Here is a 19,206-nt window from a genome sequence, read left to right as displayed (position 1 = left end):
CAAACGTTTTTTTTAAGGATTTTTAAAGTAATTGACCCTAAAAACCGGATATTAACATCTCACTTAACATTAATTTTTTAGTGTGGTAAACACCTTCTGATTCTCTTTAGAACCGTACTCGTCAATAATGGTAATTGTATTCCAGCCCTTGTTAAAGCAAACAGCCATTTTATGATCGCCATTGGTTTCGCCTAAATAGTGCTCGTTCAAATACCAATATATTTTTACATTCTGATTACTATGCGCGGCTTTACAGACCACTGATTGCATTTCACCATTAAAGTCTCTTGGTAAAAATAGCTTCGCATTAAGGTTTGGATAAATAAACTTTAATGACTGTTCTGTAGAGTAGGCTGAGCATTTTGGATAATGACTTACGTGAGGCGGAATATATTTTCCCTTTTTTCGCAGATAATAAGCAATGTCTGGCGGGTAATTGGTTGTGGCTACTCGTAAACTACCCACTTTATCCCAGCAATGCGAACAACATTGATACTTTTTATCCTCTGAAAAATATTTAAGCAGGTGATAATCGCAGGTTCTCAAAGGTTTCATTTCTTCAGGAACTAAGAGCGTATCCACCTCTGTGCATGCCTCTGTGGCACGGAAACCTGATAAGGCACAAACACGCATAGGCTTGTAATCCATCTCATTTTTCTCAAACCATTTTTCTGACGATTTGTATGGTAAAGCTTGTAAAACATCAAATAGAATAGGTCCGGCTGTTTGGGCTCCACCGATATTCTTATTTCCATCGCCATTAAAATTACCGCACCAAACTGCAATAGTATAATCTGGTGTAAGACCAACTGCCCAAGCATCTTTATGACCAAAACTAGTCCCTGTTTTCCAAGCAATTGGTCGAGAACTATTAAAACGTTCCCAAAAATACTCACTTCCAGGTCGTTTTAAATCCTTAAGCATATCTAAAGTTAAGCTGCAACTACCATTACTAATGAGTTGTGCACTGGATTGTTCTGCTTGCTGACCTTGCAAAATATAATTCTCAGTAAACACACCATTATTTGCTAAGCCACGATATAAAGCAACCATATCCCACATTTTAACTTCAGCCCCTCCTAAAATAATAGGCAAGCCATATTCATCAGAAGATCGAAATAAAGTACTTACACCCGCCAACTTAAGGAAACTATAAAATTGATATACCCCATAATAATTGAGTAAGCGTACGGCAGGAATATTTAAGGACTTTACAAGTGATTCATGCGCTGTTACCACACCTTGATATTCGCGATTGGCATTTCTGGGAGAGAAGCCATCGAAATAAGTGGGCAAATCGCGTATATAACTTTGCGGTAATATAATACCCTCATCAATACTAAGCGCATACAAAAAAGGCTTTAATATTGATCCTGAAGATCGTGGTGCAATAACTCCATCTACCTGACCATTGTGTTGGTAATCGAAAAAATCAGGTGAACCAACATAAGCTTTTATTGCACCAGTTTTGGTATCGGCAACTAAAATAGAAAGGTTATTTACATCGTAAGAAGCATAAATCTGCTTATACCTTGTGGCCAACTGATTGCATTGCTTTTGAATTTTTGCATCAATAGTAGTACTTAAAATCCATTTATTAGGATGGTCGGATTTTAATTGACGGGCTAGGTGAGGAGCGTGAGATTGAAAAGGAATAAAACGATCTGGCACCTCCTCTAAGAGTGCCAAATTATAGTTTTGCTCGGTAATGTATTCCTTATCAAACATCTTTTTTAATAGGCGATTGCGCTTATTGCGTAAGGATTGATCAGTACTTGAAGGATAAATAATACCGGGTGCATTGGGCAGCACTGCCAATGTAGCTGCCTGTCCCCATGTTAGCATATCAGCATCTTTATCATAAAACTTAAATGCTGCAGTTCGGTACCCAATAACATTGCCACCATAGGGCGCATGATCAAGGTACATCTTTAAAAGTTCTTGTTTTGAAAAGTGTAGATTAAGCTTTATGGCAAATAATATTTCATACACTTTATTAAGGTATGTCCGCTTCTTTGGCCTCGACATACGAGCTATTTGCATTGGTATAGTACTAGCTCCACTAATAACTCTTCCGCTTTTTATGTTTTGCCAGGTGGCCCGTAAAATAGCACCAACATTAATTCCCCAATGCGTGTAGAAATCCTCATCCTCAAAAGCAATAACAGCTGCTTTTAATTTTTCAGGAACAAGCATGGTATCCGGCGAAAAATACCACTGCTCATTATCATTAATAAAAACATGTAAAAGGCTACCATCTTCCGCTTTAACAGCGGTACTATACTCCTCTTTAAATATGGATGAAGAGAATGGTATCAATAGGTATAAAAAAAAGATAGTTGGGCATAAAACACCCAACCACCTTATTATTAATCGTCTATTTAAATGATTCAACATGCACTTTAACACCTTCAGTTGTTGCTTTAAAATCATTATTATACATCGCTTCTGTTAATGTGGCCGGCAATGCAAACTCACCTGCATGAATACAGTTTAACTTAACCACAAAATCGAGCTTCTTTTTATCTTTTAAATCGAAAAACCACATCACTCTATCGTCTCTTATGTCCAAGTAGTCTTCTTTATTTATATTCCAATTACGAACCCAAGATGGTAATAAAGTACCATTCAATCGGGTATTTTCGATAGCCCATCCCGAAGGAATTAATTGCACTAAAGCCAACTCATTTACCGAACTAACAGCACTGGTATTTTGAACACTAAAACGACCATAAAACACAGCTCCTTGTTTTAGTTTTTGAGGATTGATTTCAGCACCATTTTCATTATACCATTTCACCTCAAGTTTAAGGTTCTTTGCACTGGCAATTATTTCGTCCTCAAACGGAACTCCATTCCATGATAAAGAAGCATAAGCCTGATTAAGTTCGGAACCATCGGCTAACTCCACTTTCAAAGGTTTCCCGAAGTTATCAGGTATTTTTACAGAGTAACTTCCAGCTTTACTAAAGCTCATCTTCTCACCATTTGCCAATGTAATACTTCCTTTTAATATCTGCCCATTACCTGCATCGATACCTACAGCCTTAAAATACTTACCTAAAGACAGTAACATGTAACCCGAACTTTGCGTGCTCAAATAATCTAATGTTGATAACTTTTTTGTGATAGTTTTAGCTACCAATTCGGCATCATTCATTTTTTTCATCAGTGTAGCACAATACAAAATAATGGCGTCATCACGATGCTTTGAGCCATAACTATATGAGTTCGGTTTATAAACTTTTAATACATCATCTGCACTAACTAAAATTTGCTGAGGAATATCCTTATTTCCATATAAATGATATGCCGTAGCTAACATCCACTTTTGAGTTCGAGTCATTTTGCTGAGCTCATTTTCCATAAGAAGATTCATTTCAGACATCACCGTTTTATCGGCTAAAGCCAGAATGAATACGCGATTAACACGAGTCATTAAATTACCGGTATGACGTTTAGCATATTTTTGCAGACACTCTACCCCACTATTATATAAATGGTTCGGTACTGCATAACCCATCTTCTTGGCCTCTACCAAAAAGTGAGTAACGTAATTAGTTCCCCAAAATGAAATCGAAGTTCCTCCTGGCCAATACGAAAATCCTCCATTAGAAAGACTAAAGCTTTGAAGACGATTGATACCTTCATTTATATTGGTGTCTATATCTTTCATCTCATCTGCATTGAAATATCCCATCGACTTAAGCATTAGCTGCGGGAATACGGCAGAAGTTGTTTGTTCTACACATCCATAAGGATAACGAATTAGCCACTTCAATCGATGGTTAAAATCCATATTAGGAAAAACACTTAAGTCTAATGAAGCATTATTGGTTCCTTCCATACCAACTTTAGGTACGTTAAATTCAATCTGACTGCCCTTGGTAATTTTATGTGTTTCCTTATCGTAGATGCGAGTGGCACTTGGTACAACCTTAATATTAGTTCCACTCTCAACCTGAATTGTTCCGGATTGACCTTTAATTAAAATTTTAGCTTGACCAACAGCCTTTTTTACACGTACTTTAAACTCAATATCAGCTTCTGAAGCTTGCGAGAAATCAGTAGTATATTTATTACTACCGATTATTTCTAGCGGTCCTTCTGTTGTAATTGTAAAATCAGCTTGAGTTATTTTCTTATTCATATTGAATAAGGCCACCGGCAAAATAAATTCATCGCCCGGATTAAGAACTCGTGGAATACTTGGCTGCATAATAATATCAGATCGAACCGGAATGGTTTTATCGGCACTACCAAAACTACTATTCTGGGAACCCACAACCATTACACGAACCGCTCCGTTATAATTTGGCATATGAAAAGAAACTCTTGCTTTACCATTACTATCAGTCTTTATTGGCCCCTTGAACATACTAACTGGTTCAAAACGTTTTTTACCATCAATCGGGTCAACCTGCGACTCGCGGTAATCCAATTCTTCGGCACCACCAATTGAAAAAGTTTGGAATACATCGGCTTTATTAGCACTGATTACTTGCGAGAAGATATCGTAACTCTGCACAAAAAGACCAATCTTTTTATAAAACTCACGCCAAGGACTCGGCGTTCGGAATTGGGTTAAACTCAATAATCCCTCATCAACAACGGCAATTGTAAACTGCGATTGCTTTCCGTTTTCGGTACTTATATCAATTGTAAAGTCCTCATTTGGCACGAGGTTTTCCTTTGTTTTAATCAAATAATTTAACTTGGTATTCTCATCCTCAACATACAAGGGGATTATACCAAACATACGTATTGGTCTATCATTAATGGTTTGATCATGCGGCTGCAGAACAGAAACTGTTACATATACATTTGGCAGCATATTTTTGTTAAGCGGAATATCAATAATCAAATTATCATCGCTCGTTTTTGAAGGATCAACCCAAAACCAATCTAACATTTTATTGCCCTGTTCTAGGGTAACTAATATGTTACCTCGCTTTGGATTAGGCAGTTTAATTTTGGCCGTTTCGTTGGGGCTGTACTTATCCTTATCAGCTTTTAAAGCTAAGGAACCTTCGTTACTATCGCTGCTACCCGAACTTCCATATCGATAAGCACTAAAGAACATGGCCGCTGAGTGTCCGTTACCCCCATCGCTCACCTCAATTAAATACTCACCATTTTCTGAAGGCTCAAAATTAATGTAAGCCACTCCATCCTCAGATGTAACTGCACCCTCTGTTTCAAGGTAAGTTTGGTTATCCTCTTTATATTTTAATCGATAACTGTTACGGCTATCATACTGATACCACCAACGCTTATCGTTTCGATAAACTTTGTATTGGACGGCTTTTCCTTCAACAGGTTCCCCTTTTATATTAAGCAAAACAACTGGGAATTTTACCGTTGCTCCGGTTTTATAATAACCGTAACCGCTAGGATCTTTTATCCCAACATAATTGGGATATACATGCATTTTAGCAAAATTCCACCCTTCGTTAGGTTGGCCGCCTTTCTCTAATACTTTTGCTGATATTTTTAGCTTTAAAGCTGATGGAACTTGCCCTAATGGTGGTACAAACCATGAAGTATTCAGGTTTCCTTCAGCATCTAATTCAGATTTTAATACGCTATGTGTACTGGCATTAAAGTCTGCATCTTCACGTGTAAACGAAAACTCTTTATACTTAGGAAATTTTATTTCGTAAGGCAATACTTCAATTGTTGCCTCTGCTTTTAAATTAGAGGCAGGCGCACCAAAAAGGTATTTGGCTCGTATATCAAAATCAATCAGCTTATCAGTCCATATAAACTGTCGCTTACTTGGCTCAACTGAAACCTTTAGCTGCTCAGCAACTACAGTTTCAATCTTCAGTTCTTTATGAAAATTTGAACCGCCAGCATTAATCCTAACATTGTACGACCCTGTTGGTGCATTATCTTCGGTTTTAAAATTAAAAACGTACATACCATCCACTCCATTTATTTCGGTATGTTCAAAAACGGTATTGTATTGTGGGTCTCGAATTGTAATGCTAACGGGATGATTACGTGGGAAAGTGAAATCGTTATTTTTAGCGATAAAAGATATATTAATTGAATCACCAGGTCGGTAAACACCGCGCTCCATATAAATGAAACCTTTGGTATTATTTCTGCTTGAATGTACGCCTCCGATATTAAAGCCAGAGTTACTCCAAGCCATTTCGCTTTTATTCAAAAAGGTTAATTGATTCTTGTATTCAGCTTTTACATAATAATAGTAATTATTATTGCTAAAAGAAGCCACTCCTGAGCTATTCGTGGTAGCACTTGTTTCAACCCTTGCGCTCCAATTAAGCAGTGATACACGCACACCCGATAAAAGTTTACCTGTGATAATATCAGTTACAAACACCTTGGCTCCATTTTCGGTATGTTTAACTGTCATACCCAAATCACTTAAAAAAACTGGTTTATAAATCTGACCTTTTTGCGAAACATAATGCAACAAATCCTCTTCAGGGGTTTTCATCATATCTTCGGGTGTATAATTAATTCGGATTAGAAATAATCCGTCATCATACTTCTCAAACAGCTCTGTTAAATCAAACTCATTTAATAGCCATTCGTTTTGCGTTGAGCCTATTTCAATGGTTTTACTTTTAACAATTACCCCTACATTACTCTCGTAATTATTTTTAAAACCATTATTACGAGTACGTGAACTTTGTAATTGTTGCGACCTTGCAAAGTCAGAAACCCTATCAGTAAATACTTTTTTTACCTGAAGGTGAACGCGGCTAATATTAGTAGTGTAGAACTGTACTTTCTTATTATTAGAGCTTGGAAGGATAATACCGTTTGAAGCAAATTCAAGTTGAGGTGGAATATCTTTAAAAGCTACTTCTTTTACTACTTTATTTTGTGTTTTAGTGCCCCACCTGCTACTAATTCCTTTATTTATGGTAATGGTATACTTTGTTCCGAACTTAAAGTTACCATCTAAAATAGCAGTCTTCCCAAGCTTTTTAACACTAAACTCAAGTGATGGCTTAACTGAAATTAAACCTTCAATGTTTTGCTCCATGTTTAAGTCATCAGAAAATACAACCCTTACTCTTGGGTTGCGACCGTCTTCATCAACCTTGAAGCTATTTGCTTCCATACTTTTTAAGGGAGAAACTACAAATGATTCAGTATAATCGTGCTCTAGCTCTAGCGCTTCTTTGCGTATTTCAAATTTAAAATCCTGACTTTTATCGGAACGTATAATCTCACTAGTAGTAAACTGAAAGTTATAATCATCAACTTGGCTCCATACAATTGTTGCCTTACCTCCTTTTATTTTAGCAGCTTTTTCAATAGCTTCTAGTTTCGTTTTTTCAGAGAATACTATTTTCCCTCTATATACTAACTCCTTAGGACTATTATTATTTTTCAATTCTAAAGATCCATTGAAAGAACTAATATCTCTTCCCAAAATATTAAATGCAAAGTCTAAGTCATCTACTTCTTTTGTTTTATACTTTTCTGATAACTTTTTAAAATGCAATGTACCGAGATAATTGGTAAGCAATGCCAAAGGTTTCTCTGGAACAAACTGAAGAACAGAGTTGCTTTTCCAAATGGCTTGCCCTTGAATTGAAGGGGAAAAACTAATGGCTTCCTTTACTGCCTTACCAACCTGGCTATCATCAACAATTGCATTATTAAAAATAACCATAATACTTTCGTCAAAATGAATATCTCCACTAGTTACAAAGCTTACTTCTTTGGCTTGTTCTTCTGAGTATGTTACTGCAACATCAGGCTTATCTTTTGTTCCTTTTTTGTGGTTACATGCTGATACTATAAGGCTTATTAATAATAATAAACTCCAACTTCTTAATGAATTCTTAATCATAACTGTTATGGGAATATTTGTTTGAGATAATTTGACAAAAATAACTAATATTATTATATAATTATGATGATTAAGAAATTAGAATAGAAAGAAAATTATAGGTATAAAAAAAGCACCTACAAACTTAATTGTAAGTGCTTTTATCCTGTGAGTCTACATTGATACATCAGGTAGTATAAAATTTAGTTATGCTAAATTAATTAACCAAATGTCCAAAACCTTTTTCCTTCAACCACGTTGGATTAAAGATTTTACTCAGGTATTTAAAACCACTATCGGGCAGTACAGTTACAATTTTAGCAGGGCCTTCCATTCTTTTGGCAACTTCTAGAGCCGCCCATACATTACCGCCGCTTGATCCTCCTACCATCAGGCCTTCTTCACGAGCAAGTCGCTGTACCATAGAAATGGCTTTCTCATCATTAAAAGCAATGGCTTCGTCTACCAAGTTAAAATCCATGGTTGCACAGATTTTAGTTTTACCAGCTCCTTCAACATGAAATGGAGTTATATACGACAAGTAATCCTCTTTACCCTCAAAGTATGGTTTGTAAACAGAGCCTTCCGGATCGGCCAAAACAACGTTTATATTCGGATTGTTTTCTTTTAATCGTTTTGCAACTCCTGATATGGTTCCACCCGTTGAAGCAGAAGCTACGAAAGCATCAATATTCCCATCCATATCATCCCATATTTCCTTTCCTAAGCTCATGTAATGGGCCTCTGGGTTATTAATGTTGTTATATTGATCGACGTGATAGTAGTCTGGACTTTCAGCCGCCTTAAGAGCTGGGAATTTTCCGTATGTCAATTCAGGCTTAACAATAACTTCGGCACCATATGATCTTATTATTGCAATCTTTTCTTCACTACATTTATCCGGAACAAAAATAATTGATTTCAATCCCATGCTTGATGCAATCATAGCTACAGAAGCACCTGTATTGCCAGAACTCCCCTCAACAAGCGTAGTATTCTTATTAATTTTGCCTTCTTCAATCCCTTTTTGAACCATGTAAGCAATAATACGATCTTTAGTACTGCCCGTAGGATTCATATACTCCAATTTTGCATATATCTCCACACCTGGTTTTGGATCAAGTGTTTTTAAATGCACCATATTCGTTTTCCCGATCAGGCCTAATGCTTCAATTTTTGACATAACAATTCATTCTCTTTTTTATAATAATCCGTAAAAGTACAATAATATAAATTAGAACTTATGACATTTACTTGGGTTATACTTAAAGCCATGAGGAACAACATGTTGTTATGAGAAGTAAACAAAAGGAGTGTAAGAAAATATGAACAAAATAAAAAAGCACCTACAAAATTAATTGTAAGTGCTTTATTTCCAGTGGGCCCACCTGGGCTCGAACCAGGGACCACCTGATTATGAGTCAGGCTTACATGATTTTTATTTATTTTTATACTCATTGCAATCTCTTTCATGATACGCTTATATAGTGCTTTACAAATAAATATAATTCTTTTAATATTTTCAAATTTTATAATAGTTTTTATATTTTGTGTATTGAATTGTGTACGAAATAAATTTACTGATGAAAAAAAAAGCAACTTTTGCCTATTGGCTAGATCCTAAAAGAGAGAAAAAGAACGGTAAATATCCTATTAAACTAAGAGTAACTTATAATAGAAAAAGACAATATTACGGAACCTCTATTGACCTAAGCAAGGAAGAATACGAAACCATGCATTCAATAAACGTAAAGGGAAAACTAAAGAAAATGCTCAAAAGATTATTAGATATAGTTGAAGAAGCTGAGAAAGTTGGAAATTCGATTCCTTCTTTTTCTTTTCATCAGTTTGAAGATTTATTTTTCAATTCACCAGACAATTCAATGGATGTATACGAAGCTTATGATCGACAAATAGAGCTTTTAGCAAGCGAAGAGAGAATTGGTACTAGAGACAACTACAAGGACTCTAAATCCTCACTGATGAAATTTAAGAAACGGTTATATTTTGAAGATGTAACACAAAATTTCCTTAATAATTACGAAAAATGGATGCTTTCTAACGGTAAAAGTATTACTACAGTTGGGATATACCTTAGACCATTAAGAGCTCTCATGAACCAAGCAATTAATGATAAAGTAATATTAAAGGAGCAATATCCATTTACTAGAAAAGAATATAAAATCCCAACAGGCAAGAAAGGGAAGATTTTTCTTGTCTTAAAAGAAAAAAGATTAATTGATGATTACAAGGCATTGGACAATAGTACTGAAATGCGTTCACGAGACTTTTGGTTATTCAGTTATTATGCAAACGGAATGAATTTTAAGGATATTCTAAGTTTAAAATATAAACAGCTAGAAAATGATTACTTCACATTTAAACGAGAAAAGACTAATCGAACTACGAAAGATGATCCTATAATTATTGACGTTCGGATTAATAATTTTATGAGAGAAGTGATAGATCGTTGGGGCAATCAGAATAAGAATCCTGATAATTATATCTTCCCATTCATTAATAATGAATCATCTGCTAATGAAAGAAAAAAGAAATTAAAACAATTTACAGCTACTACAAATACTCACATGCGGAATGTTTGCAGAAAAGTAGGAATTAAAAAGGATGTTACAACTTATGTTGCTCGTCATACTTTTGCCTATGTTATTATTACTAGTGGAGGATCAATAGAGCAATTAAGAGAAATGCTAGGACATAAAAGCATAATAACAACCCAAAATTATATTAAGAGTATTATTCCTTCTGAGAAAAAGAAAGAGCTTGCTAATTGTTTATTATAACAAACTGCTATAACTCTGTTCCAAAATGGAACAGAGTTATTCTTTGACAGATATTCTTCATAATATGGCCATTATACACTTATTAATACTTTGTTTCATTTCGTTCCTAACGTACCATTTGTTTAATACTTCCCATCTGTTCCATTCATCTCATTTGTTCCTTTCGGGGAATTCAGAGATCAGTGAATTTTGGCCTATATTCAACGCCCATTAGAGAGTTGACTAAATTATAACCATTTAGATTTTTTAAACTTGGTCTCTAATTAAATAATCTCATCTCCTACAGGATCACCAAGATCAATCTCTCCATGAAGATTATCTTCATTAATTCCTTCCAAAAGTTTGTTAAGCTGAAATTCTCCTCTTGTTGGTACAACAAGAGAAACTCCGTCTTTTTGTGTTAATAACTCAAGCTTATCTCCAGCCTTTAAATGAAATGCTGCAACAACTTCATCAGAAAGTTTTATTAAACCATCTCCACTCTCTAGAATTTCTAATTGAACGATATATTTTTTCATTATAATGTATTTAATTAAGGGAGGCTAAGGCCTCCCTTAAGTTAAACTCAACAGAGAATATCTCCTTACCTATTTTCAAGTTACTTTTTAACGGTTGAAAGATAATTTACCGCAAAATCCTTATCTTCAAACAAATCTATTCGTGTAATTTCACAAATTAAAAATTTTTCGGTACCATCTGAGAAATATTTATTTTTTATCCATTCAGAACCGGCTATTTCTTTTACTATAAATTGAACTCCAACATATAAATCCCTACTCACCTTACCACTAGGTTGTTTTCTATGATCTATTAAAAACTTAGCTCTTTCTTGAGGTAAAGGGAAGCTAGAAAATTCTTCAATATTCTCGAAGTATAATCGCACAACTGAAAAATCTATCTGCTCATTATTAATATATTTGGCAACACTTGTTTCACCCGAATCGCTAATTATTCTAGTCGAATTACCTTCCCAAATAATTGGAAAAGAATTTGTATCAAAATCATAGCTTCCAAAATTTTGCTTAGTATATGAGAAGAAAGCTTTATTCAACTTATAATTCTCAGCCTTAGTAACAAGCTCTTTTTTCTTTGTTGAAAGCAACTCATTAAAAGAAAATTCATCCTGATAATTTTGCTTATAAATATCTTTCTCAAAACGATATAGATATTCCTTGACATTATTACTAGTAATTTCATCTTCCATAGTAATTAAGAAGGCACTTTCATTATTAAGAATATCAGGTTTATGATATAACTGCATTAATTCATCGGTGGCTACTTCTCCCATTTCTATCCCTTTGCTCAGATCTACACCATAACCAAATGTTTTATTGGTAACAGCTATCGTTCTTCCATCTTCATATACACGAAATTGTTTAATAATATGTTTCGCATAACGATTATCCACTTCTTGACCCTTATTAACCTTTTCCATTGTGTAATAAGCTCTTTGCGGAGTGAACTTTTTGTCGAAATAATAGTATCGAAACATATTTCCAAAATCACAAGGCGATGTAATTACAATAGTATCACCTATATGATAAACTTTACCATTAGATGCAGTAAATGGTTCATTAGATTTGGTATACTTCTGTGCATTCAATAGAAGTGGAAAAATTAAGAATAGCTTAATTAAGACTTTGGTTAGTTTTTGTTTTGTCATTTTTCTATTTATTTAGTTTATTATGTATAAGTAATTCAAGTGAAGGAGGGTGATTAAATCCCTCATTCCCAATCTTCAGAAGCTTATTAAAAAAATATTGGCTCATCAATGATTGAAAATTCCATCTGCGTTCATATTTTACAATAGGCCATCCTCTTGTAGGATAATAGTCAGCCATTCTTGAACATGCTCCAATAATTGAATTTTCGGCTAAATATCGATTCCCTTTTTGAGCATAAAGCTTACATGCATCTGTTACGGATTTATTTATAAGGTGAAAAGTTTGAGATACAGAATGTTCTTGAAGTAGATTATTAAAAATCTCGTTAAACTTATTGTCGTGGTGGTAACGGAAATTATTATGCTGCATTTCACCAATTAAATACTCTTTGGACTCAGCCATTGCGATTTCTTTCCATAAAATAAATTGCTCTTTTAAACTAGCTTCTAGTTTATTGTTGCAATTCAGTAATTCCTTTGTAACAGAAATATCAATGTTGTATTTATAATCAGTATAATCCAGACTTTCCGATATCCCTAAGTCGCTTAAGTTATTGTTTAGTATTGCATCAATTGGAAATATTTTAAACTCCTTTAATAATTTACCTTTTACTGTAGATAAATCATCTTCAATTATAGCTTGTATTATACTACCTAAAAATACTTTCTGAAAAAGAGTTAATTTCTCATACTGAGATCTGGAAATACTAACTTCATGATCATAATAATCTGGATTCATTTTTCTTTCCAAGATTTCATGTTCTTTTTGTATCGCCAGTTTTCTTTGATGTGATATAGGATCAAAATCACATATCAATACCTCTTTACATATTGGACAATATGGCTTTGATTTAACTTGGCGAGATCGATTATCAATCCATGATACTACCTGACAGTCGGGACAAATAATATCATAACACTGAATTGAAGGTAATTTTCTCACAAAAGTATTTGCTGCAATCTTCTCAAGGTTAAACTGCTCAATGATCTCATTTATCTTAAGTCCTTTTCCATGAAATAACTCAACAACTTCTTGAATACTATTCTTTGTAAGATTATTCAAGTAAGCATTGATCTGTGGTTCAACAAGAGGGTACTTATTCATAGGCTCGTTTGTTTGGCTCACGAACCGCTATAAAATGAAGGTGGGCGTGAACCTTTGCTATATATAATCGCAGATAGGTATCGCCAAACACCTGAGAGAATTATATAAGCGAAAGGAACACACCCATATCAGGGTGCATTCACTTTCTGACTTCTCTCTCAATTAAAATTGGCGATTTTATCTACGGAGAAGCGTCAGTGACGCAACAAATTAATCTAATACTTCAGCCTCAAAAGTAATAAATCATTACCAAATAATGAGTAAGTTTAAGACTTAACAAATGTTTTTCCCTTATGCTTATTCAATATTGCTCTGATATTCACTTGGAGTTTGTTCAAAATAGACTTTTCCTTGATAAGAATCCCATAAAACCAATTGGAGAAATATTAGTATTGGCTGGAGATATCACTTATTGGGGTAAGAAACACTTCAAGTACTCTTTCTTTGATTACATTTCGGAACACTTTAAAGCAGTTTATTATGTTCCTGGCAATCATGAATTCTATTCAGGAAAAGATCTAAGGCTATTAGACAACGAAGTTTATGAGCCAATTCGAGACAATGTATTTTTGGTAAATAATAAGGTGGTTACTCTCGATGATGTAGGTTTATTTTTTAGCACATTGTGGTCAGAAATACCAATTTCTAAATCATTAATAGTAGAGAGTAATATAAATGACTTTCATAAAATAAAGTACAGAAGTAAGAAGTTAAATACCAATATATTTAACGCTTTACATAAAGTCAGCCTACAATTTCTGAGTTCAGCAATTACTTCTTCAAAAATGAATAAAAAGGTAATTTTAGTCACCATGTACCAAGTTTACTATGCAATCCTGATCAGTACAAAAATTCAGATATTAGTTCGGCATTTGTATCTGAACAGTTTTCATTAATCGAAGACTGGAGTAACGATTATTGGATATACGGGCACAACCATTTTAATATGGAGGAAAAACAGATTGGTAAAACAAAGCTAGTAACTAACCAACTTGGATATGTTCATATTGGAGAGAATCATAGTTATAGAAACAATGCCTGTATCGATGTTTAATCATAAGAAAATGAAGTCATGAAATTACCAGAATTATTATCAGAAATAGAATGGGTTAATGTTGAACAAAGATTTATCGAACTATATGCAGACCAGAAGAAAAGCATTGATGGATATAAGGAGGTTTTTAATACCGTTAAAACAATGCCCCCTTCAGATACAAATATGGTGCTTAAATTAGAGACGATCTACGATAAAGTATATGACATCGAATATGTACATGTGAATAGCTATAAATTAGGTGGAGATCCTGAATCTACTTATTCATTAATGATTCGTAAGTGGAATGAAGTACTTGGCATGAAAATATCAGATAAGGTATTACAAACCTTTACAGAGTTAGATGTTATTTGTCATGTCATGTATGAAATGACTTTCGCCGGATTTGATGAGAAACAAATAGCTACCTTTTCTAATGACCTTGAGTAATTATGAAAATAATTAAAGAAATGATAACAAAAGAAAGATCAAAAAGCCTTAAATCATTAAATGACTTGTTAAGCGATGATAATTAGATTAATAAGTATAAGAGACATTCACGGGTGTTACAAAGAGCTTTGTATCTTAATTGAAGATAGGCTTAAACTAACGCAGCATGATAAATTAGTGCTACTTGGTGACTATATAGATCGTGGATCACAAAGTAAAGAGGTACTCGATTATATTATGCAGTTAATTTCTGATGGATTTAATATTGTACCACTTATTGGAAATCATGAAGAGCAACTACTTAAAGCACTGACTGATTCTAAGCAGAAGGATACATGGAATTACAATGGTGGAGATACAACCCTTCAAAGCTTTGGGGTTAATGAACCAGATGAATTTGATACTATTTATATTGATTTTATAAAATCATTAAAGTATTATCATATTGAAGATGATTTTATATTCGTTCATGCTGGACTGAATGATAATATCATCAATCCTTTTGAGGATACTCATCAGTTACTTTGGAGTCGAAAAAGCACATATAATAACCCTGTATTATTGGGTAAAACCATTATCCATGGTCATACCCCTATTACAGTAGAGAATTGTGAAAAAATAATTGTATCAAACACAAATATAATCAACCTTGATACTGATTGTATGTACAAGGAAAAGCAGGGTTACGGCAAACTTTCAGCTCTGGACATTTATAACAAATTTTTTTTCAGTTTAAATATCATATATTTGCAATTCGCGAATCGCGAATCAAAAATACATGATATGAAAAAACATAATGGGATGCGCCCGCAAGATATCGTAGTGTTATTAAAAATAATTGCTTTAGAACATGACGATTGGTACAATTCAGATTTAGCACAATCTCTCAAGATAAGCCCTTCTGAGATATCCGAAGTTTTAAATAGATGTAAGGTAGCAGGGTTAATTGACTCAAAAAAACGCAAAGTTAATATCAATTCTTTCTTTGAGTTTCTCTGCTATGGTTTAAGGTATGTATTTCCAACTCAACCAGGAGCCATTGTTAAAGGAGTTCCAACCGCTCATTCTGCCCCACCCATTAGCGAACACATATCTAGCGGAAATCATATTTATGTATGGGCTAATGCAAAAGGCACACATAGAGGACAGGCTATAGAACCTCTATTTAAATCAATACCTCGGATAGTATTGGATGATAAATTATTTTATGAACTGTTAGCACTTGTGGATACTATACGTGTAGGAAGAGTAAGAGAAGTAAACATTGCCAAAGAAGAACTTGAAAAACGATTAAAGCATGCTTAGTAGAAACATTCAAATGCTACAAGACGTAGCCATAGGTTTAGACGACTTGAAAAATGAAGTGGTATTTGTTGGTGTTGCCGTTGCTGAGTTATATGCAAGTAATCCTGAATTATCAGAAATAAGACCAACACTAGATGTTGATTGTGTAATTGAATTAAGTTCAAGAACCGCACATGCAAAATTAGAAGATAATTTAAGAGCTAAAGGTTTTAAAAATGATAATTCAAAAGGAGCTCCAATTTGCCGATGGGTGTACAAGAATATTCTAGTAGATATTATGCCTTCTGATTCTGACGTACTTGGATTTACCAATAGATGGTACGACGAGGATATTGAGAATAAAATAGCACAGTCACTACCTAATGGGACTGAAGTTTTTATATTTTCCGCTACATACTATTTAGCTGCTAAATTTGAGGCGCACAAAGGAAGGGGTGGAGATGATTTGCGACAAAGCCATGACTTTGAAGACATTATTTACATCTTGGAGAATTGCAGTGAACTAATCGTTGATATCCTAAATTCAAGTCAAACTGTACAAAGTTATTTGAAGAATGAATGTACTAATTTGTTGATGAATCCTAATCTGACAGAGGGTATAGAAAGTGCATTACCTTATGTTTCAGAAGAAGGTGCCACGGAAATTATTCTAGGGCTTTTTAAACAGATTGAGAATATTAATACTGGAGGTTAAATATTCCTTTAATATAAACTTCTATTATTTCATCATATTGAATTAAATGTTCACAAATTACCAGGGTTCCGCCACTCAATGGCACTTATATTCCCATTAAATTGCTTTGAATTATTTATTCCGTAATCTGACTGTTATAATGAAGTCTCATTCCAAACTGACGCTTTAAATCACTAATATCATCAGGATCATTAATTTGTGTTAACCAACCTCTAATATTGTACTTGTAATCCATTGCTTGCTTACATGCTACATCAGTACTACCGCCCATTCGCTTGGTAATTAACTCACCGATTTCGTTATAGCTATTATGTGTAATCAATACTTCAGGGTTACCATCGTAACTATGCCAATTTTCAAGTAGTCGTCCGGCATAGTCATATTCAAAACGTTCTTCTACAGTTTTTATGCTTCCTTCAAACACCTGCTTTTGATAGGTTTTATTTACTTTACCCACAAAATCGTAATTAAAACAAGTAATACTATAATTATCGCCTACATTATCATGGTTGTATAAATCAGATATAGCTTGTATTACTCTGTAATTGTCGTCGTAATAGTTTGTGCTCGTAATCCATTGTGCATCGGCAGTATGTTCGTAAGCATCTAATACCTTTGTTTTGGTTCCAGTTACTTGGCCTTTTACACTTACAAAAGCGCTATTTTCGCCGCTGATATTTTCTTTACCACTACTTATAAACGGCTTAAAATTGGCAAAGCCATAAATGTCGTAAAAAGTAATAGTTAAATAGTTATCTGCTGTAACCCCCTCATTAGGAAAACTATTGCTAGTATAGTTTAAGGTAGTATTACTTGTGTTTCGTTGTTCAAAAAACAGATTAGAACTATCGTCATAAAAATCATCAATAACTGTTTGCATTGCTGCTTGAGTTGCGATACCATTATCGAGAATACCCGTAATCACTGGCCTATTAATGGCATCGTACTTGGTAAAAAGCCCTTGTGCATCGTCAGTATTTCCATCACCATTGGGGTCGCGCATTTCTCCATCTTGAGTGGCCACCAATCGGTCTCTGTTATCATACACAATATACACAGGGTCTGATCCTGGTTTCTTTTTTTCTGTTATACGTTTACGCACATCGTACTTATAAGAATACATTAGTTTTATTGGGTCGGATGTATTAGCAAAAGTACCTGGTGTATTCTCTATAGCTCCTTTGGTAATATGCAAACTTTTATTCGAATCAGCAATAAATTCGAATCCTGGTAAGAGGGTTAAACTACTATTCTCACCAATTATATAACTGGAGACTCCTTTTTCTTCGCTATTAAGTGTCTCATGACCTGTTATTATTTTCGTGGATGGATTACCCATGATCGCTTCATCGCTGTTTGTCCCTGATGGTAAAACAAAGCGTAACAAACCACGGAAAGTACTAGTTAGAGTGATACCCATAGACCTACATATGTGTGAGTTTACGTTAGAATAATCATAGTTAGGTTAAACAACATACTTATTAAGAGTAAATGTGTTTTATTACAAATACAATGATATTTATCTATTTTATATTGTTTTATATATTTTTATTGTTAAATTTGGATTCTCATTTTTTTATAAAAATTTTATGAAACATCTTTTAACTTAAACTCTAAAATTAACTTAAACTCTAAAATTAACTAAACCACTAAGATTAACTATACCACTAAGATTACATTAGCTTTTAAGACACGCCAATATCCTATATTTTAGTATGTAGTGTGGTTTTATAGCTGTAGGCATATTATCAGAAGGTTGTTGGCTAGCATATTTTACGTGTTACTTTGAGCATTAATATTATGTATTTAAAACTTGGCAACTTTTCAAAAATTAGGGTAATATATCACCATTGCTAATGATTAGTACATTATTTATGATAATATGTAATTTTACTTGATTACCTATGATTTACTACATCAGCATTACTTAACAATAGATTAATAGAATCTATTGTTAAGATCTGCATATACTAAGTGAATAATTCGCTTATTTAGTGGATTGTTAAGCGTAATAATAATTTAAATTTTAACTATTAATATTAAAGACATGAAATTAGATTTATTAGATGGAACAATTCTCAATGTTAGAGGAAGAGCCAATGACCATTATTCAGATCTAGAACTTAAGTTTTCTGAAATTTGTTGTACAATATTGGGAGAAGATACAATTGATATTACTACAGATTTAATGGAACTTGGAGCAGATTCATTAAGTATTATGGAAATATGTCAAGAAATAGAAGAGCTGTATAGTATTGAAATTCCACTAGAAGATGTTACAGCTGCTAATACGGTTGAATTATTAGCAGCTTTAATTAAAAATAAATTAAAGTAAT

At 33.8% G+C, this 19,206-nt stretch carries 13 protein-coding genes; 6 read left to right on the top strand and 7 right to left on the bottom strand.

The genetic code is table 11. The features are described 5' to 3' along the window. Positions 1 to 69 precede the first annotated feature (69 nt). The 3 genes from pbpC to A8B35_RS14120 all read right to left on the bottom strand — a co-directional run bounded on the left by pbpC (position 70) and on the right by A8B35_RS14120 (position 9,002). Entirely contained in the window at positions 70 to 2,397 is a 2,328-nt protein-coding gene (gene pbpC, locus A8B35_RS14130; protein ID WP_075603208.1) for a penicillin-binding protein 1C, read from the bottom strand. Continuing rightward, a complete protein-coding gene (locus tag A8B35_RS14125) occupies positions 2,378 to 7,840 on the bottom strand; it encodes an alpha-2-macroglobulin family protein (protein WP_075603207.1) in 5,463 nt (1,820 codons plus the stop codon). The genes pbpC and A8B35_RS14125 overlap by 20 nt, the downstream gene beginning before the upstream one ends. Positions 7,841 to 8,036: 196 nt before the next feature. Further along, positions 8,037 to 9,002, bottom strand: a complete 966-nt coding sequence (locus tag A8B35_RS14120; RefSeq protein WP_075603206.1) for a PLP-dependent cysteine synthase family protein — start codon at positions 9,000 to 9,002, stop codon at positions 8,037 to 8,039. 400 nt (positions 9,003 to 9,402) lie between these two features. Here A8B35_RS14120 and A8B35_RS14110 point away from each other — a divergent pair, with 400 nt between their 5' ends. Further along, entirely contained in the window at positions 9,403 to 10,620 is a 1,218-nt protein-coding gene (locus tag A8B35_RS14110) for a site-specific integrase (RefSeq protein WP_075603204.1), read from the top strand. 263 nt (positions 10,621 to 10,883) lie between these two features. Here A8B35_RS14110 and A8B35_RS14105 read toward each other — a convergent pair whose 3' ends face one another. The 3 genes from A8B35_RS14105 to A8B35_RS14095 all read right to left on the bottom strand — a co-directional run bounded on the left by A8B35_RS14105 (position 10,884) and on the right by A8B35_RS14095 (position 13,388). Next, on the bottom strand, positions 10,884 to 11,138 hold the full coding sequence (locus tag A8B35_RS14105) for an AbrB/MazE/SpoVT family DNA-binding domain-containing protein (RefSeq protein ID WP_075603203.1): 255 nt from the start codon (positions 11,136 to 11,138) through the stop codon (positions 10,884 to 10,886). A gap of 80 nt (positions 11,139 to 11,218) precedes the next feature. Beyond that, positions 11,219 to 12,283 (bottom strand): DUF4852 domain-containing protein, encoded by a 1,065-nt coding sequence (locus tag A8B35_RS14100; RefSeq protein ID WP_075603202.1) that lies wholly within the window; start codon positions 12,281 to 12,283, stop codon positions 11,219 to 11,221. 4 nt (positions 12,284 to 12,287) lie between these two features. Beyond that, positions 12,288 to 13,388, bottom strand: coding sequence for a hypothetical protein (locus A8B35_RS14095; RefSeq protein WP_075603201.1), 1,101 nt, complete (start codon positions 13,386 to 13,388; stop codon positions 12,288 to 12,290). Between the two features lie 293 nt (positions 13,389 to 13,681). Here A8B35_RS14095 and A8B35_RS14090 point away from each other — a divergent pair, with 293 nt between their 5' ends. The 4 genes from A8B35_RS14090 (at position 13,682) to A8B35_RS14070 (ending at position 16,870) form a co-directional block, all read left to right on the top strand. Beyond that, on the top strand, positions 13,682 to 14,284 hold the full coding sequence (locus A8B35_RS14090; RefSeq protein ID WP_083634460.1) for a metallophosphoesterase: 603 nt from the start codon (positions 13,682 to 13,684) through the stop codon (positions 14,282 to 14,284). 176 nt (positions 14,285 to 14,460) lie between these two features. Further along, positions 14,461 to 14,871 (top strand): DUF6557 family protein, encoded by a 411-nt coding sequence (locus A8B35_RS14085; protein ID WP_075603200.1) that lies wholly within the window; start codon positions 14,461 to 14,463, stop codon positions 14,869 to 14,871. Between the two features lie 75 nt (positions 14,872 to 14,946). Continuing rightward, positions 14,947 to 16,176, top strand: a complete 1,230-nt coding sequence (locus tag A8B35_RS23030) for a metallophosphoesterase (protein ID WP_083634459.1) — start codon at positions 14,947 to 14,949, stop codon at positions 16,174 to 16,176. Further along, on the top strand, positions 16,169 to 16,870 hold the full coding sequence (locus A8B35_RS14070) for a hypothetical protein (RefSeq protein ID WP_075603199.1): 702 nt from the start codon (positions 16,169 to 16,171) through the stop codon (positions 16,868 to 16,870). Before A8B35_RS23030 ends, A8B35_RS14070 begins: the two co-directional genes overlap by 8 nt. Positions 16,871 to 16,985: 115 nt before the next feature. Here the strand turns inward: A8B35_RS14070 and A8B35_RS14065 are convergent, their stop codons facing one another. Continuing rightward, on the bottom strand, positions 16,986 to 18,290 hold the full coding sequence (locus A8B35_RS14065) for an RHS repeat domain-containing protein (protein ID WP_075603198.1): 1,305 nt from the start codon (positions 18,288 to 18,290) through the stop codon (positions 16,986 to 16,988). Positions 18,291 to 18,917: 627 nt separating this feature from the next. On the opposite strand from A8B35_RS14065, the gene A8B35_RS14060 reads away from it, so the two are divergent. Further along, positions 18,918 to 19,205 carry an acyl carrier protein gene (locus tag A8B35_RS14060; protein WP_075603197.1) on the top strand — a complete coding sequence of 96 codons (288 nt, stop codon included), beginning with the start codon at positions 18,918 to 18,920 and terminating at the stop codon, positions 19,203 to 19,205. The last annotated feature ends 1 nt before the right edge of the window (position 19,206 follow it).

The sequence above is a fragment of the Saccharicrinis aurantiacus genome, assembly GCF_001660705.2.
Classification (GTDB): domain Bacteria; phylum Bacteroidota; class Bacteroidia; order Bacteroidales; family Marinilabiliaceae; genus Saccharicrinis; species Saccharicrinis aurantiacus.
The sequence above is the reverse complement of the archived record's forward strand: the minus strand, read 5'-3'. Positions and strand labels throughout refer to the sequence as shown.

Bases quoted from the DNA above. Each gene is read 5' to 3' on its own strand.
- pbpC (WP_075603208.1), bottom strand. From the start codon at position 2,397: ATGTTGAATCATTTAAATAGACGATTAATAATAAGGTGGTTGGGTGTT.
- A8B35_RS14125 (WP_075603207.1), bottom strand. From the start codon at position 7,840: ATGATTAAGAATTCATTAAGAAGTTGGAGTTTATTATTATTAATAAGC.
- A8B35_RS14120 (WP_075603206.1), bottom strand. From the start codon at position 9,002: ATGTCAAAAATTGAAGCATTAGGCCTGATCGGGAAAACGAATATGGTG.
- A8B35_RS14110 (WP_075603204.1), top strand. From the start codon at position 9,403: ATGAAAAAAAAAGCAACTTTTGCCTATTGGCTAGATCCTAAAAGAGAG.
- A8B35_RS14105 (WP_075603203.1), bottom strand. From the start codon at position 11,138: ATGAAAAAATATATCGTTCAATTAGAAATTCTAGAGAGTGGAGATGGT.
- A8B35_RS14100 (WP_075603202.1), bottom strand. From the start codon at position 12,283: ATGACAAAACAAAAACTAACCAAAGTCTTAATTAAGCTATTCTTAATT.
- A8B35_RS14095 (WP_075603201.1), bottom strand. From the start codon at position 13,388: ATGAATAAGTACCCTCTTGTTGAACCACAGATCAATGCTTACTTGAAT.
- A8B35_RS14090 (WP_083634460.1), top strand. From the start codon at position 13,682: ATGCTTATTCAATATTGCTCTGATATTCACTTGGAGTTTGTTCAAAAT.
- A8B35_RS14085 (WP_075603200.1), top strand. From the start codon at position 14,461: ATGAAATTACCAGAATTATTATCAGAAATAGAATGGGTTAATGTTGAA.
- A8B35_RS23030 (WP_083634459.1), top strand. From the start codon at position 14,947: ATGATAATTAGATTAATAAGTATAAGAGACATTCACGGGTGTTACAAA.
- A8B35_RS14070 (WP_075603199.1), top strand. From the start codon at position 16,169: ATGCTTAGTAGAAACATTCAAATGCTACAAGACGTAGCCATAGGTTTA.
- A8B35_RS14065 (WP_075603198.1), bottom strand. From the start codon at position 18,290: ATGGGTATCACTCTAACTAGTACTTTCCGTGGTTTGTTACGCTTTGTT.
- A8B35_RS14060 (WP_075603197.1), top strand. From the start codon at position 18,918: ATGAAATTAGATTTATTAGATGGAACAATTCTCAATGTTAGAGGAAGA.